The organism is Cronobacter turicensis, from assembly GCF_041222865.1.
Taxonomy (GTDB): Bacteria; Pseudomonadota; Gammaproteobacteria; order Enterobacterales; family Enterobacteriaceae; genus Cronobacter; species Cronobacter turicensis.
The window spans coordinates 3,816,832-3,832,604 of record NZ_CP165997.1 but is presented as its reverse complement, the minus strand read 5'-3'; the positions used below and the strand labels follow the sequence as shown (position 1 = coordinate 3,832,604).

Genomic DNA, 15,773 nt, shown 5'->3' with positions numbered 1-15,773 from the left:
ATAAAAACTATCAATACCGAAGGGATAAAGGATGAACTGGAATCATGTCATGCTCTCCGCGCTGGTGGGCATCGTGCTCGCCGTGGTGGCATCAACGCTCTATAAAAAGGGCAAAGTGAATAAACTCGCTGCCATCGCGATTTTTGTCGTCGGCATCGTGCTGTGGAATATCGCGGATATCGCCTGGCTGAAAAGCGGTCAGACTTCGCCGGAGCAGGGCTTTGACGAGGCGTTTAACAGCATGCCGCTGTATAAGCTGATTAAAGAAAACGATCCGGCTTTCTATGCGCGCATGCGTGGTCAGGCGCTGGACATGGCGAAGCAAGGCAAAACGCAGCAGGATATTATCGACACGATGCAGGCGAATATGGCCGGGCTTGAGATGCAACGCATTCAGTTCGCGCCGGATGATGACGTGGTGGCGTATATGCGCGTCAATATGAAACAGACCCGTGAGATGCAGCAGCACAGCGATGACGCCTGTTTCCGCTTCCTGATGCCGCAAGTAAAAGGCGGTGTAAACCCGATCCAGATGTTATCGAAAGAGGTCATCGCGGAGCGTATGGATGTCGAAATGAAGCTGCTGTCGGCAAGCTACGGACCGAATACGCATAAGGTGACGCCGGAAGAGCAGAAACTGGCTGAAGAGTCGCTGGCCCCGATTGGTCAGGCGCTGGCGGCGAAATATGGCGACACGATTGAGGTCTTTACCGATCCGCAAAAAGGCGTCGGACAGGAAAAGCAGGTCTGCAATATGGTGCAGGAGCTCTGGCATAACGTGCTGGCGCTGCCGCCGGAAAAAGCCGGGCCGGCTATTCGCGTCTCCATGCAACAATAATAAAAAAAGCCGGGTTAGCCCGGCTTTTTTATTTCAGGATTTCACGCCTTCAGAGCGTTTTTAACATCCGTACTTCGCAATCCACATGACCCGTCGCGCCGAGCGGCTCGGAAATATGCGCAAAGCCTAAGCGCTCATACAGCGCAATCGCCTCTTTTAAAAAGGCGGTGGTTTCGAGATAGCAGCGGCGATAGCCCTGCGCGCGAGCGAAATCCATGGCCTGTAACGCCAGCTTTTTCGCAAGCCCCCTGCCGCGCGCCACGGGCAGAAAATACATTTTTTGCAGTTCGCAGATGTCCGTTTCGCTACCGACCAGCGGTGCGATACCGCCGCCGCCTACCACTTCGCCGTCCAGTTCAATCACCCAGTACGCATAGCCAGGTTTGCTGTATTGCGTATAAAGCACGTCGAGATTCGGATCCGCGACGGTGTAGCCCTTATCCGCAGTCAGCCCGCATTCTGCGGAGACCTGGCGGATCACCCGGGCGACAGCGGCGTTATCCGCCGCCGTCATCCGGCGCATAATAATGTCTACTGGCGCCTCAACATTCATCATTTGCTCTGATGTCATCTGTTCAACATAGTGTTGTGCTTAATACCACTACAAGAAGAGTGACGCAAGCCCAGGAATATTGGCTGCTATTATTCTTCTCCGGGCTTTATTACACTAAAGTACGCACTGAATTAACCCTAAAATATTAATGGTTATAACGGCGCTTTTTTCTTTTTTATAGAATAAGGATTGTTATGTCAGACGATAATAAATTCCTGGCAGGGAATAAGACACACGCATTCTCGTTTCAGGGCAGCGGCGGCGGTTATTTCCCCGTCTGGCTGGTCAACATACTGTTAACGGTGTTCACTGCCGGGCTGTTTTTGCCCTGGGCGATGGTGCGCGCGCGCCGTTATTTTTATGAAAATACTGAACTGGCAGGCGCCCGTTTTTCTTACCATGCCACAGGCGGCGCGATTTTTGTCGGCTGGATCTGTCTCGCCATTCTCTATGCCGTGTTCGTGATTAATATCGCTTTTGAAAATACCTTTTTAACCGTCTGCATGGTGCTGCTGTTTATCGCGTTTGCGCCGTTCCTCATTATGCAGGGCCTGCGCTATCAGCTGCTGATGACGAAGCTTAACGGCCTGCGTTTTAGTTTTAAAGCCAGCCCCCTGCGCGCCTGGTGGGTGATGCTCGGCTGCCCGCTGCTGATTGCGATTCTGGTGTTTATCGTGCTTTCTCTCGTTATGACCCTTGCCGGCTCCAGCGGTAGCATGACCGGCATTATTGTGGCTATCGTGCTGGCGGTTGTGGTGAGCCTTGGCGGTACCGCGCTGATGCAGGGCATTTATGCCGCGCAGTGGTACGGGCTGCTGGTCAATAACCTGCAATACGGCAAACACCGTTTCGCCATCAACCTGAACGTAAAAACCTGCACCTTCATTTATCTCAAGGCGATGCTGCTGTTTGTGCCGTTTATCGTTATCGTGATGGTGATGGTAGTCCCCATGATGACCCAGATTTTGCAGCAAAGCCTGTACGGCGCGGGAAGCGAAGAAGCGATGCTGAGCGCTGGCTTGTCCATGATCTCCACCGTGGTAATGGCTTATATGGTTTATCTTGTCGGCATACTGGTCTGCTTTAGTTTCGCGTTCGTTAAAGTGCGTAACTACGCTTATCAGCAGATGTCTCTGGAAGGCGGTATTACCTTCCGCTCCACCGTGAGTGTCGGTACGTTCGTCTGGCTGATCCTGAGTAACTTCATGGTCTGCGGTATCACCTTTGGTCTGGCGTGGCCGTGGGCAAAAGTGCGTCTGACCCGTTACCTGCTGGAAAACACCCATGTTGACGGCGAGCTGGATAACCTGGCGCTGGTCGATCACGACGAGCAGCCGCGTAACGATCCGGCAAGCGTGCTGGGCCGTGGTTTCTCCATTCTGCCTTTCGCACTCTGAAAATGAGCTCCGGGCTACGGCCCGGTAAAAGCATAACGGCGCTCAGATGAGCGCCGTTTTTTTTGCGAAACGCAGACATAAAAAAAGCCGGGTCGCCCCGGCTTTTTATTTAACATGACTTACAGCGCGCTAATGACGCCCTGCTGTTCTATCAGTTTGGCTTTCGCCTCGTGATAGCCCGCCAGTTTTTCGCGCTCTTTCGCGATAACCGCTTCCGGCGCGCGGGCCACAAAGCCTTCGTTGCCGAGTTTGCTTTCGATGCGGCCGATCTCGCCTTCGATTTTGGCCACTTCTTTCGCCAGACGCGCCAGCTCGGCGTCTTTATCAATCAGCCCCGCCATCGGGATCAGCAGCTCGGCGCCGTCGATGATTTTGGTCACCGACACCGGGCCTTTGTCATCGGCAGGCAGCACGGTAATGCTCTCAAGGCGCGCCAGCGTCTGCAGGAAGCCGCGGTTGTCGTTAACACGACGCTGCGCGTCCTGGCTGCAACCACGCAGCAGCAATTCAAGCGGTTTGCCCGGCGCGATGTTCATCTCGGCGCGAATATTACGCACGGCGACGATCGCCTGCTTCAGCCACTCGGTATCCGCCAGCGCCGCGTCGTCCACGCGGGACGCGTCAAACGCCGGGAACGGCTGGAGCATAATGGTGTCGGCGTCGATACCGGCAATCACTTTCACGCGCTGCCAGATGGTTTCCGTGATAAACGGAATGATCGGGTGCGCCAGACGCAGCAGACCTTCCAGCACGGTCACCAGCGTGTTGCGGGTGCCGCGCAGCTCGGCTTCCGAACCGCCGTTCATGACCGGCTTGGTCAGCTCCAGATACCAGTCGCAGAACTGGTTCCAGGTGAACTCGTACAGAATGCCCGCCGCGATATCGAAGCGGAAGTTATCCAGCGCCTCGCGGTACGCTTTCACCGTCTGGTTGAATTCCGCCAGAATCCAGCGATCCGCCAGCGACAGCACTTTCTCGCCGCCGTTGAAGCCGCAATCCTGATCTTCGGTATTCATCAGCACGAAACGGCTGGCGTTCCACAGCTTGTTGCAGAAGTTGCGGTAGCCTTCCAGGCGCTTCATGTCCCAGTTGATGTCGCGACCGGTGGAGGCCAGCGCGGCGAGCGTAAAGCGCAGGGCGTCGGTGCCGTGCGGCTCGATGCCTTCCGGGAACTGCTTCTCGGTGCGCTTGCGGATTTTCTCCGCCAGCTGCGGCTGCATCATGTTGCCGGTGCGTTTCTCCAGCAGCGCGTCCAGGGTGATGCCGTCAACCATATCCAGCGGGTCAATCACGTTGCCCTTGGATTTGGACATCTTCTGGCCTTCGTCGTCGCGGATAAGACCAGTCATGTAGACGGTCTTAAACGGCACCTGCGGCTTGCCGTTTTCATCTTTGATGAAGTGCATGGTCATCATGATCATGCGGGCAATCCAGAAGAAGATGATATCGAAGCCGGAGACCATGACGCTGGTCGGGTGGAACTGACGCAGCGCGTCGGTGTTTTCCGGCCAGCCGAGGGTCGAGAACGTCCAGAGCGCGGAGGAGAACCAGGTATCCAGCACGTCGTCGTCCTGGCGCAGCGCGACGTCCGCGGACAGGTTATTTTCCTGACGCACTTCTTCTTCGCTGCGGCCTACATAGACGTTGCCTTCGGCATCGTACCAGGCCGGGATACGGTGGCCCCACCAGAGCTGACGGGAGATACACCAGTCCTGAATATCGCGCATCCAGGAGAAGTACATGTTTTCGTACTGTTTCGGCACAAACTGGATATCGCCGTTTTCTACCGCTTCCACCGCCGGTTTCGCCAGCACGTCCGCGCGGACATACCACTGGTCGGTCAGCATCGGTTCGATAACCACGCCGCCGCGATCGCCGTAAGGGACGGTCAGATCGTGCGGTTTGATCTCCTGGAGCAGGCCGAGTTCATCCACCGCCGCCACGATCGCTTTACGCGCGGCGAAGCGCTCCATTTTCTGGAACTGCGCCGGGATCTCGTTTGAGTAAACGTCGGATTCGTTGCCTTTGGTGTCATAGACTTCCGCGCTTTCACGGATATCGCCGTCGAAAGTCAGGATGTTGATCATTGGCAGCTGATGACGACGACCCACGTCGTAGTCGTTGAAATCGTGCGCCGGCGTTATCTTCACGCAGCCAGTGCCTTTTTCCATATCGGCGTGTTCGTCGCCGACGATCGGGATGCGGCGGTTAACCAGCGGCAGCACGACATATTTGCCGATCAGATCTTTATAACGAGGATCTTCCGGGTTTACGGCAACGCCGGTATCGCCCAGCAGGGTTTCCGGACGCGTGGTGGCGACGACCAGGTAATCTTTGCCGTCGGCGGTTTTCGCGCCGTCCGCCAGCGGATAGCGGATATGCCACATGGAGCCTTTCGACTCGCGGTTTTCCACTTCCAGGTCAGAGATGGCGGTACGCAGTTTCGGGTCCCAGTTCACGAGACGCTTGCCGCGATAGATCAGATCTTCTTTATAAAGACGGACGAACACCTCTTTCACTGCGTTGGAGAGGCCTTCATCCATGGTGAAGCGCTCGCGCTCCCAGTCCACCGAGTTACCCAGACGACGCATCTGGCGCGTGATGGTGCCGCCGGATTCCGCTTTCCACTCCCAGATTTTCTCGATAAAGGCGTCGCGGCCGTAGTCGTGGCGGGTTTTGCCTTCTTCAGCGGCGATTTTGCGCTCGACGACCATCTGGGTCGCGATACCGGCGTGGTCGGTGCCGACCTGCCACAGGGTGTTTTTACCCTGCATGCGCTGGTAGCGGATCATGGTGTCCATGATGGTTTGCTGGAAGGCGTGACCCATATGCAAACTGCCAGTGACGTTCGGCGGCGGGATCATGATGCAGAAGCTTTCCTGGCTCTCGTCGCCGTTGGGTTTGAAATAGCCCTGCTGCTCCCAGTGCTCGTAAAGCGGCTGTTCGATATCTTGGGGGTTATATGTCTTTTCCATTTCTACTGTGTCGTTCCGGGCGCCGTGAAGGTGGCCGTGGTCAAGTGGAAACCGGCGGCGCGATAGGCTTTGTAGCGTTCGCGCGCCAGTTGTTTCTGGGATTCGTCGTAAGGTACGAAGTCTACCACTTCATAGAAAGCAGTGGCAAAAGCTGCGAATTCCGGCAGCAGGCTTATCAGGAGCTCCCGCGGGCTGCTGCCGCGTTTTTGCGGCCAGGCGATCTCCACCGGCGCGCCGCCGCGCGGCCCTTCGCCCGCGAGATTATGCGGCACGAAGCTGTCGGGGTCGCGCTTCCAGAGCGCTTCGTCGATGCGGGTCGCCTGGGCTTCGTCGACGCAGGCAATCAGGATGCGTTTCCCTGCGCGCCAGCGCGCTGCGGCAACATCGCACACCAGTTGTTCGACGGCGTTCAGGCCATCCACGGTGTCGTCGTTGTCCAGCAGGTAAAACGTTGCGTTCTTCATAAGCGATACCCGTGGTCTTTCACGTTGCCTCGTTGTTGGCTGCAAGCGTCGCCCTGGTTCGGGAAGGGCGAGTCTTTTTATCGGAATGGCGGGTTTTTGTAGGGTGGGTAAGCAAAGCGCACCCACCGTCAGTCAGCGCGTCGGGCGATGCCCCCTCTCCAGCGGAGAGAGGGAAAAGCCTTACTCTTCGCCGTTAAACCCGGCGCGGTTCAACAGGAACTGCGAGAGCAACGCGACCGGGCGACCGGTGGCGCCCTTGGCTTTGCCGGAGCGCCATGCGGTACCGGCGATATCCAGGTGCGCCCAGTTATATTTGCGCGTGAAGCGCGACAGGAAGCACCCGGCGGTGATAGCCCCGCCAGGACGACCGCCGATATTCGCCATATCCGCGAAATTCGACTCCAGCTGCTCCTGGAACTCGTCCGCCAGCGGCAGACGCCACGCACGGTCGCCCGCCTGCTCGGACGCGCCGATAAGCTCATGCGCGAGCGGATTGTGGTTCGACATCAGGCCGGTAATGTGATGGCCCAGCGCAATCACGCAGGCGCCGGTAAGGGTCGCCACGTCGATGACTACTTCCGGATCGAAGCGCTCCACATACGTCAGCACATCGCACAGCACCAGACGGCCTTCGGCGTCGGTGTTCAGCACTTCCACGGTCTGGCCGGACATCGTCGTCAGCACGTCGCCCGGACGATACGCGCGTCCGCCAGGCATGTTTTCACAGCCCGCCAGAATGCCAGTTACGTTCACCGGCAGGTTCAGCTCGGCCACCATGCGCATCACGCCATATACCGCCGCCGCGCCGCACATGTCATATTTCATCTCGTCCATCCCTTCGGACGGTTTAATCGAGATGCCGCCGGAGTCAAAGGTCAGCCCTTTGCCCACCAGCACAATCGGCCGGGCGTCCGGCTCGCTGCTGCCTTTATATTCAATCACCGACATCAGCGATTCATTCTGCGAGCCTTCGCCGACCGCGAGGTAGGAGTGCATCCCCAGCTCTTTCATCTGCTGCTCGCCAATCACGCGGGTGACGACGTTTTTGCTGAAGGAATCCGCCAGCTGGCGCGCCTGAGAGGCGAGGTACGCGGCGTTACAGATGTTCGGCGGCATATTGCCCAGATCTTTAGCGGCTTTAATGCCGGAGGCGATCGCCAGACCGTGCTGGATAGCGCGCTCGCCGCTGGTGAGTTCACGGCGGGTAGGCACGTTGAACACCATTTTGCGCAGCGGACGGCGCGGCTCGCTCTTATTCGTCTTCAGTTGATCGAAGCTATAGAGCGTCTCTTTCGCCGTTTCTACCGCCTGGCGCACTTTCCAGTACGTGTTGCGGCCTTTGACGTGCAGCTCGGTCAGGAAGCAGACCGCTTCCATGGAGCCGGTATCATTCAGAGTATTGATGGTTTTCTGAATCACCTGCTTATACTGACGTTCATCCAGCTCGCGCTCTTTGCCGCAGCCGATCAGAAGGATACGTTCTGACAACACATTTGGAACGTGATGAAGCAACAAGGTCTGGCCCGGTTTGCCCTCCAGCTCACCGCGACGCAGCAGGGCGCTGATATAGCCGTCGCTGATTTTATCGAGTTGTTCGGCGATGGGAGAGAGACGGCGCGGTTCGAAAACGCCTACGACAATGCAGGCACTGCGCTGTTTTTCCGGGCTCCCGCTTTTTACACTGAACTCCATGCACTACGCTCCTGAATCTTAAAGACAACGGCGGCGGCTACAGATAGAATTGACCACTTCGTAACTCTTGCTCCGCTGTTGCGATGACTTCGTGTTAATCTTAACGAATGTTGTTTTGGTTTCGGCTCGTCGGCAACGCTTGAAGCGCGAAGCCGTTAAGATATGTAATCTTAGCGATCTTTTCGACGACTCAAGAGAATAAATGACGTTTAAGCCATGAAACAAGCGATTTTCCTGCAAAAAGACTCGTATTCACAGGCGTATTTAATGTGATAATCATAAGATATCTGGTTCGGGAGACGCTCAAAAGCCAACTGGCGATTTTGTTCATCCTGCTGCTGATCTTCTTCTGCCAGAAGCTGGTGAGAATTCTTGGCGCGGCGGTGGACGGCGATATTCCGACAAACCTCGTGCTCGCGCTCCTTGGCCTGGGCGTGCCCGAAATGGCGCAGCTCATCCTGCCGTTAAGCCTGTTCCTCGCGCTATTGATGACGCTTGGCAGGCTCTATACCGAAAGTGAAATCACCGTCATGCACGCCTGCGGGCTGAGTAAAGCGGTGCTGGTGAAAGCCGCGATGGTTCTCGCGCTGCTGACCGGCATTATCGCTGCGGTGAATGTGATGTGGGCGGGCCCCTGGTCGTCGCGCCATCAGGACGAAGTGCTCGCGGAGGCGAAAGCCAACCCCGGCATGGCGGCGCTCGCGCAGGGCCAGTTCCAGCAGGCGACCGACGGTAACGCGGTGCTGTTCATCGAAAGCGTGGACGGCAGCAAATTCAAAGATGTGTTCCTGGCGCAGCTGCGCCCGAAAGGCAACGCGCGTCCTTCTGTGGTCGTCGCCGACTCCGGCGAACTCTCGCAGCGTAAGGATGGCTCACAGGTGGTGACGCTCAACCAGGGCACCCGCTTTGAGGGCACCGCGATGCTGCGCGATTTCCGCATCACCGACTTTAAAGATTACCAGGCGATTATCGGTCATCAGGCCGTGGCGCTGGACCCGGACGACGCCGAGCAGATGGACATGCAAACGCTCTGGCAGGCCGATTCCAAATCGGCGCGCGCCGAATTCCACTGGCGTCTGACGCTGGTGTTCGCGGTGATTGTGATGGCGCTAATGGTCGTGCCGCTCTCGGTGGTGAACCCGCGTCAGGGCCGCGTGCTCTCGATGCTGCCCGCGATGCTGTTGTACCTTATTTTCTTCCTGCTCCAGACCTCGCTGCGCTCCAACGGCGCGAAAGGCAAGCTTGATCCGCTGATCTGGATGTGGGCTGTTAACCTGCTTTATCTGGCGCTGGCCGTGGCGCTGAACCTGTGGGACACGGTGCCGGTGCGCCGCATCCGCGCCCGCTTTGCTCGTCGGGGAGTGATCGATGCTGGGATTTAGCGTTCTCGACCGGTACATCGGCAGAACAATTTTCAACACCATAATGATGACGCTGTTCATGCTGGTGTCGCTGTCAGGCATTATCAAATTCGTCGATCAGCTGAAAAAGACCGGCGAAGGCAGCTACACCGCGCTTGGCGCGGGAACATACACGCTGCTGAGCGTGCCGAAAGATATCCAGATCTTCTTCCCGATGGCCGCGCTGCTTGGCGCGTTGCTGGGCTTAGGGATGCTGGCGCAACGCAGCGAGTTGGTCGTCATGCAGGCGTCCGGTTTTACCCGTATGCAGGTCGCCGCCTCCGTCATGAAAACCGCCATTCCGCTGGTCATCTTCACGATGGCTATCGGCGAATGGGTGGCCCCGCAGGGCGAACAGATGGCCCGTAACCTGCGTGCGCAGCAGATGTATGGCGGTTCGCTGCTCTCAACCCAGCAGGGGATGTGGGCGAAAGATGGCAGCAACTTTGTTTATATCGAGCGCGTGAAGGGTGAAAACGAGCTGGGCGGTATCAGCATCTACGCTTTTAATGATAAGCGCCGTCTGGAGTCGGTACGCTACGCCGCCAGCGCGAAGTTTGACGCTGAGCATAAGCTATGGCGCCTGTCGCAGGTGGATGAGTCAAACCTCAAAAACCCGCAGCAGATCACCGGCTCCCAGACGTTGACCGGCACCTGGAAAACCAACCTGACGCCCGATAAGCTCGGCGTCGTGGCGCTGGATCCGGATGCCTTGTCGATTAGCGGCCTGCGTAATTACGTCACGTATCTGAAGGCGAGCGGCCAGGACGCCAGCCGTTATCAGCTCAATATGTGGAGCAAAATCCTCCAGCCGCTGTCCGTCGCGGTCATGATGCTGATGGCGCTGTCATTTATCTTCGGGCCGCTGCGCAGCGTGCCGATGGGCGTGCGCGTTGTGACGGGCATCAGCTTCGGCTTTATCTTCTACGTGCTGGACCAAATCTTCGGGCCGCTGAGCCTGGTGTATGGCATTCCGCCGATTATCGGCGCGCTGCTGCCAAGCGCCAGCTTCTTCCTGATAAGCCTCTGGCTGTTGATGAAACGCGCCTGACGCCTGCCGCATTCCCCCGCAAGGGGGAATGCGGTTCCTCTCTTTTCACGTTTGCAGGAAGCCATGAAAAGATTCGCCTCGCTGTTACTCCTTTTCTTCGCCCATCTCGCTTTTTTGCCTGAGGCACTGCTCCTGATTTTGATAGTGGGTGCTTACTTTTATTTTCGCGATCCACTGCCGTGGCTGGCCTTCGAAGGCGGCATGTTCGCCGTGCTGGGGCTGCTTTTCGCGCTGCTCGCGCGTCACACAGACCGCCGCAGTCTGGCGGTGGGCATCGTGACGGCAGGCTCCCCACAGGAGAAAGACGCCGACGATGTGTTGCGCCTGTTTTCGCTCGGCGAACACCTCCTTTTTGCGATAGCCAGCGCCACGCTGCCGTATTTCATCCTGAGTTTTTTCATCTTCGACGGGCGCGTCGCCTTCTGGCTGCACACCGCCTTTCTGGCAGCCGTGTTAGTGGGCGTTCACTTTGCTGGCCGCTGGCTGGATCGCCTGCAAAAGCGGCGCGGCTACGGCGAATACGGGCTCTGACCGCCGCGTGCCTGCGAAACGGCTATGCTTTGCATACCGTTCACTGATTCGCAGGAAACCATGTCCAGATTCTTTTTTGACGACCGTAAAAGCCTTATCAACGACGCTGTCGACGGGTTAATCCTCACTGCCCGCCACCAGAACCTCACCCGCCTTGATATCGACCCGGCTATCCGCATCGTGGCCCGCCGCGACTGGGATAAAAGCAAAGTGGCGGTAATCTCCGGCGGCGGCTCCGGCCACGAGCCCGCGCACGCGGGCTTTGTGGGTAAGGGAATGCTCACTGCCGCCGTCTGCGGCGATCTCTTTGCCTCGCCGAGCGTGGACGCCGTGCTGAACGCCATTGTGGCGGTAACCGGCGACCGCGGCTGCCTGCTCATCGTGAAAAACTACACCGGCGACCGTCTGAACTTTGGCCTGGCGGCAGAGAAAGCCAGGCGCCATGGGCTGAAAGTGGAGATGGTGATTGTGTCCGACGATGTGGCGCTGCCGGATAACAAGCAGCCGCGCGGCATCGCCGGCACGGCGCTGGTGCATAAAATCGCCGGTTTCGCCGCCGAGCAGGGCAAATCGTTAAGCGACGTGCGCGCGCTGGCGCAGCAGGCGAGCGACGCGGTGAAAAGCCTCGGCGTGGCGCTACAGACCTGTAGCCTGCCGGGAAGCACCGAAGACGGGCGCATTAAACAGGGCGAGGCGGAGCTGGGGCTCGGCATTCACGGCGAGCCCGGCGCCAGCACCATCAACACCCAGAACAGTCGGGAAATTGTGGCGACGCTGGTGGAGCGCCTGATGGCGCAGGTGCCCGCCGACGCGCGGCTCGCGGTGCTGATTAACAATCTCGGCGGCACGTCTGCGCTGGAGATGGCGCTGCTGACCCGCGAGCTGTCGCGCTCGGCCCTGAAAGACCGTATCGACTGGCTTATCGGCCCCGCGCCGCTCGTGAGCGCGCTCGACATGAAAGGCTTTTCGCTCTCCGTATTGCCGCTGAATGATAACGTCGTACAGGCGCTGAACGCGCCGGTGGAGACTGTGGGCTGGCTGCCGCCGGTGGCGTTTGGCGAGCCGCACGCGCAGTCGCTGCCGCTGGTGCGTGACAGCGTTGAGGCCACGCCTTCTGACAACCCGCACGTGCGCACGCTCCTGGATCGCGCCACGGCTGCGCTTATCGCGCTGGAGGCGCGCCTGAACGCGCTCGATGCGAAAGTGGGCGACGGCGATACCGGCTCCACCTTCGCCGAAGGCGCGCGGGATATCGCGCAGAAGCTTGCCAATAACCAGTTGCCGCTGAACGACGCCGCCGCGCTGTTGCAGCTTATCGGCGAGCGGCTGGCGACGGTGATGGGCGGCTCAAGCGGCGTGCTGATGTCGATTTTCTTTACCGCCGCCGGGCAAAAGGTGGCCGATAGCGCCGCGTTGCCCGACGCGCTGCTGGCGGGCCTGGCGCGGATGAAGCATTACGGCGGCGCGGCGCCTGGCGACCGGACGCTGATCGACGCCCTGCAACCGGCGCTGGAAGCGCTGAAAAACGCGGGGATTGCCGCTGCCGCGCAGGCCGCGGAGCAGGGCGCAAAAGCCACCGCGCAGATGGGCAAAGCCAGAGCCGGACGCTCGTCCTACGTAGGGAGCGATAACCTTGAAGGGGTGGAAGACCCGGGCGCCGTGGCGGTCGCAGGCGTGTTTAAGGCGATAACGCAGGGCGGGTGAGTTTTAGCATGTGAGGTTTGATGTTAAGGCAGGCGTGAGGTTTGACGTTAAGGCGGGTGCGCTTCGCTTACCCGCCCTACAAAACCCTTATCCCGTTGTAAGGTGGGTAAGCGCAGCGCACCCACCATATCACCGACCGTTTACGTAGGGTGGGTAAGCTTGCGCACCCACCACCACAATACCCACTTCCCCACCAGAATCAGGGGCATAGCCTTACGCCTCGCTATGCTACCATTCCGCCTCTTCCCCCTTAAAAAAGCGATGAGCGGCCATATCTGACGGCGGCCTGCATTTTGACGGATCATTTCGCCTGAGGACACATCATGAAAGACGCCTGGCTTGCCGCCTGCGATACCACCATTCAGACCTTCGTTCGCGACTCCACGCGCCTTGAGCCAGGCGAGCTCAGCGTGGTGCCTGTCGACTACATCGATTTTCACTACCAGATAAGCCTGCGGCTGATTTTTAACGTCCGTACCGACACGGCAAGCCAGGCGGGGCAGGTTTCCGCGGGCCTGAATATCGATGTCTGCCACTCGCGCCCGGAGTATGAGCGCGCCTTACAGGCGCAGACCAGCGCCATCCTCGCCCGCGACAAAACGCTGGATGACGCGCGGGCATCGTTGCTCTCGCGGCCTTATGGCGACTGGCAGAATGAAGAGGTCGTCTACCTTCACCCGATGCAGGTCTGCCTCACGGAAAACTGTAATAACTGCCACGGCAGCGGCTCGGTAAACTGCGGCCAGTGCCACGGCTCCGGGAAAACCTCCTGCTATGGCTGCGGCGGCAGCGGCCAGGTGATGCGCCAGCGCAGCTATTACGATAGTTACACTAAACAAAACCGTACCGAAAACTACTACGAGAGCTGCCCCACCTGTTACGGCGGTAGGGTGACCTGCAGCAGCTGCGGCGGCTCCGGCAACAAACAGTGCTCGCCGTGTAGCGGCACAGGGATTATTTCACACATCACCTCGCTGAAAGCGACCGCCACGCCGGACTACCAGCTCGTCTACCCGCAGGCGGACGTGCCGGAGTATATCCGCGAAGGGTTATACAAAGCGGGCGTACCGTCGCTCGGCCGCTATGGCCCGGTTGCGCTGACGTACAACGATGTGGATTACGCACGCCGCGACGTGCATGTCATGTATGACGCGAACGTCCCCTTTGGCCGGCTGGAAAGCCCGCTGCCGGAAGCAGGCGAGGAGCCCATTCGCTGGATCCTCTATGGCGTGACGCCGCACATTCTCGACGCCGGGCACGTTTTGCAGGCGCTGCTCAAAAACGATCTCGATATGCTGGTGCGCCAGGCGACGCCGGGGAAACGGCGCAACCCGTTTGTGGGCGGCGCCAGCCGCAAAACGGTGCAGACATTTATGGAGTCGGAAGCGCACCAGGCGATGCTTATCGAACATAGCCGCGGCAAGCGGGGCGACGCGCTGCGTGAATCGCTCAACCGCGCCTTCGCCACGCCATATCTTAACGAGGCGATCGCAAGCCTGGGGAGCCTCGTCAGCGCGGTGCAGCGCTGGTCGCTGGCGAAGTGGAGTCTTTTTACCGCGCTGGTGATGTATCTGCTGTTGCCGGTAGTAACGACCTGGCAGCGGCAGGGAATGATGAACTTCGATACCGGGCGCATTTACCTGACGGCCCCCGTCCATATCAATGACGTGTGGAACGTGCAGGCGGGGCTGCAGGGGATTGCTTTGGTGCATGGCATACCGATGCTATGCATCGCGCTGGTCGGGACGCTGATGGGTTACCTGTGGCGACGCCGCTGGCTCCGTCGCCAGTTCGGCAAACCGCTCGCCGCGTGGGGCAAACAGCAAGGGCGGTTGCGCAGCCGCTGGCTGCTCGGCTCGGTGCTCGCTATCGTTATCGCCACCGCGCTGCTGCTGGTCGCCCCGGTCTGGATCTCGCAAGACGAGATGCTCTATGGCGTGGTGCCGGTGCATGAGGTGATTCAGAAAGTGGTGGAGTTGAGGCAGTAAACGCATTGCGGACGCCGGTGGATTAATGGCGGGTGCGCGCTGCTTACCCGCCCTACGGTGAGCCCAGGGTTTTGTCGGGTGGGTAAGCGCAGCGCACCCGCCATCTCAAACGATCAAAAAAGGCGCCTCACGGCGCCTTTGCTTTTTACGCTTACCGATCAGAAATCTGCTTTCAGCACCACGCGGTAACGCGCTTTGCCGTCGCGCACATGTTGCAGCGCCTCGTTGATGCGCGACATCGGGAACTCTTCGGTCTGCGGCGCCACTTTGGCGCGTGCCGCCAGCTTCATCAGCGAGCGCAGCTCGTGCGGCGAGCCTGTCGCGGAGCCGGATACGCTGCGGTCGCCCGCAATCAGCGAGAACGCCGGGACTTCGAACGGCTTCATCACTGCGCCGACGGTATGGAAATTCCCGCCCCAGGCCAGCGCCTGGAAGTACGGGATCCAGTCGAGCGACACATTCACCGTGTTGATAATCAGATCGAACTGACCGGCCAGCGCCTGCAGCGCTTGCGGATCGCGGCTGTTCACCACTTTGTCCGCGCCCATCGCCAGGATCTCTTGCTCTTTCGACGGGTTCGAGCTGAACGCCGTCACTTCGCAGCCCATCGCGCGCAGCAGCTTGATAGCGATATGGCCGAGACCGCCGATGCCGATCACGCCGACGCGGCTGGTGGCGGTAATGTGATGCTTCAGCAGCGGTTTGAACACCGTAATGCCGCCGCACAGCAGCGGACCGGCGGACGCGGCGTCGATGCCTTCCGGCATCGGGATCACCCACTGCCAGTTCGCGCGAATTTTATCGGCGAAGCCGCCGCGGTTCAGGATCGTCGGCACGCTGCCGTGCTGACAGTTCACCTGATTGCCGCTGATACAGGCGTCGCAATGTTCGCAGCTTGACGCCGTCCAGCCGATACCGACGCGCTGGCCCACTTTCAGGCCCTTGTTCTGCGCGCTGCCGCCCAGCGCACTGACGCGGCCAATCACCTCGTGGCCCGCAATCAGCGGATACGTCGACATACCCCATTCGTTATCGATCATCGAGAGATCGGAGTGACAGATGCCGCAATACTCAACCTCAACCTCCACATCCTCAGGCTTCAGCTCGCCTGCGTCGTACTCATAGAGCTCAAGCTCTGCGCCAGCGTCGTGCGCGGCGTAACTTTTGATGATGGTCATCG

The 15,773-nt window shown here is 59.1% G+C and carries 12 protein-coding genes; 7 read left to right on the top strand and 5 right to left on the bottom strand.

The genetic code is table 11. The annotated features are described in order from the left end of the window. Positions 1-31: 31 nt before the first annotated feature. On the top strand, positions 32-838 hold the full coding sequence (locus tag AB8W27_RS18265) for a hypothetical protein (protein ID WP_012815100.1): 807 nt from the start codon (positions 32-34) through the stop codon (positions 836-838). Between the two features lie 49 nt (positions 839-887). On the opposite strand, the gene AB8W27_RS18260 is transcribed toward AB8W27_RS18265, so the two are convergent. Further along, complete coding sequence (locus AB8W27_RS18260; RefSeq protein ID WP_105538288.1) at positions 888-1,394, bottom strand: GNAT family N-acetyltransferase; 507 nt, start codon at positions 1,392-1,394, stop codon at positions 888-890. A 191-nt stretch (positions 1,395-1,585) separates the two neighbouring features. Here AB8W27_RS18260 and AB8W27_RS18255 point away from each other — a divergent pair, with 191 nt between their 5' ends. Further along, the gene (locus AB8W27_RS18255; protein WP_012815102.1) at positions 1,586-2,788 is read left to right on the top strand and encodes a YjgN family protein; all 1,203 of its coding nucleotides are present in this window, start codon (positions 1,586-1,588) and stop codon (positions 2,786-2,788) included. Positions 2,789-2,907: 119 nt separating this feature from the next. On the opposite strand, the gene AB8W27_RS18250 is transcribed toward AB8W27_RS18255, so the two are convergent. The 3 genes from AB8W27_RS18250 to pepA all read right to left on the bottom strand — a co-directional run bounded on the left by AB8W27_RS18250 (position 2,908) and on the right by pepA (position 7,919). Beyond that, complete coding sequence (locus AB8W27_RS18250; RefSeq protein ID WP_012815103.1) at positions 2,908-5,763, bottom strand: valine--tRNA ligase; 2,856 nt, start codon at positions 5,761-5,763, stop codon at positions 2,908-2,910. Positions 5,764-5,765: 2 nt separating this feature from the next. After that, positions 5,766-6,227 (bottom strand): DNA polymerase III subunit chi, encoded by a 462-nt coding sequence (locus AB8W27_RS18245; protein ID WP_012815104.1) that lies wholly within the window; start codon positions 6,225-6,227, stop codon positions 5,766-5,768. 180 nt (positions 6,228-6,407) lie between these two features. After that, positions 6,408-7,919 carry a leucyl aminopeptidase gene (pepA, locus tag AB8W27_RS18240; protein ID WP_007767120.1) on the bottom strand — a complete coding sequence of 504 codons (1,512 nt, stop codon included), beginning with the start codon at positions 7,917-7,919 and terminating at the stop codon, positions 6,408-6,410. 269 nt (positions 7,920-8,188) lie between these two features. Here pepA and lptF point away from each other — a divergent pair, with 269 nt between their 5' ends. The 5 genes from lptF (at position 8,189) to AB8W27_RS18215 (ending at position 14,593) form a co-directional block, all read left to right on the top strand. Then, positions 8,189-9,301, top strand: coding sequence for an LPS export ABC transporter permease LptF (gene lptF / locus AB8W27_RS18235; protein WP_012815105.1), 1,113 nt, complete (start codon positions 8,189-8,191; stop codon positions 9,299-9,301). Further along, positions 9,288-10,370 (top strand): LPS export ABC transporter permease LptG, encoded by a 1,083-nt coding sequence (gene lptG / locus AB8W27_RS18230; RefSeq protein ID WP_041923132.1) that lies wholly within the window; start codon positions 9,288-9,290, stop codon positions 10,368-10,370. Before lptF ends, lptG begins: the two co-directional genes overlap by 14 nt. Before the next feature lie 63 nt (positions 10,371-10,433). Continuing rightward, positions 10,434-10,901, top strand: coding sequence for a hypothetical protein (locus AB8W27_RS18225; protein ID WP_012815107.1), 468 nt, complete (start codon positions 10,434-10,436; stop codon positions 10,899-10,901). A 60-nt stretch (positions 10,902-10,961) separates the two neighbouring features. Then, positions 10,962-12,605, top strand: a complete 1,644-nt coding sequence (locus AB8W27_RS18220) for a dihydroxyacetone kinase subunit DhaK (protein ID WP_041923133.1) — start codon at positions 10,962-10,964, stop codon at positions 12,603-12,605. 323 nt (positions 12,606-12,928) lie between these two features. Then, the gene (locus AB8W27_RS18215; RefSeq protein WP_041923134.1) at positions 12,929-14,593 is read left to right on the top strand and encodes a hypothetical protein; all 1,665 of its coding nucleotides are present in this window, start codon (positions 12,929-12,931) and stop codon (positions 14,591-14,593) included. Positions 14,594-14,751: 158 nt separating this feature from the next. On the opposite strand, the gene AB8W27_RS18210 is transcribed toward AB8W27_RS18215, so the two are convergent. After that, the gene (locus tag AB8W27_RS18210; RefSeq protein ID WP_041923135.1) at positions 14,752-15,771 is read right to left on the bottom strand and encodes an NAD(P)-dependent alcohol dehydrogenase; all 1,020 of its coding nucleotides are present in this window, start codon (positions 15,769-15,771) and stop codon (positions 14,752-14,754) included. Positions 15,772-15,773 lie beyond the last annotated feature (2 nt).

Coding starts and splice junctions, on each gene's coding strand:
- AB8W27_RS18225 (WP_012815107.1), top strand. CDS start 10,434: ATGAAAAGATTCGCCTCGCTGTTACTCCTTTTCTTCGCCCATCTCGCT.
- AB8W27_RS18220 (WP_041923133.1), top strand. CDS start 10,962: ATGTCCAGATTCTTTTTTGACGACCGTAAAAGCCTTATCAACGACGCT.
- AB8W27_RS18265 (WP_012815100.1), top strand. CDS start 32: ATGAACTGGAATCATGTCATGCTCTCCGCGCTGGTGGGCATCGTGCTC.
- AB8W27_RS18250 (WP_012815103.1), bottom strand. CDS start 5,763: ATGGAAAAGACATATAACCCCCAAGATATCGAACAGCCGCTTTACGAG.
- pepA (WP_007767120.1), bottom strand. CDS start 7,919: ATGGAGTTCAGTGTAAAAAGCGGGAGCCCGGAAAAACAGCGCAGTGCC.
- lptG (WP_041923132.1), top strand. CDS start 9,288: ATGCTGGGATTTAGCGTTCTCGACCGGTACATCGGCAGAACAATTTTC.
- AB8W27_RS18245 (WP_012815104.1), bottom strand. CDS start 6,227: ATGAAGAACGCAACGTTTTACCTGCTGGACAACGACGACACCGTGGAT.
- AB8W27_RS18215 (WP_041923134.1), top strand. CDS start 12,929: ATGAAAGACGCCTGGCTTGCCGCCTGCGATACCACCATTCAGACCTTC.
- AB8W27_RS18255 (WP_012815102.1), top strand. CDS start 1,586: ATGTCAGACGATAATAAATTCCTGGCAGGGAATAAGACACACGCATTC.
- AB8W27_RS18210 (WP_041923135.1), bottom strand. CDS start 15,771: ATGACCATCATCAAAAGTTACGCCGCGCACGACGCTGGCGCAGAGCTT.
- AB8W27_RS18260 (WP_105538288.1), bottom strand. CDS start 1,394: ATGATGAATGTTGAGGCGCCAGTAGACATTATTATGCGCCGGATGACG.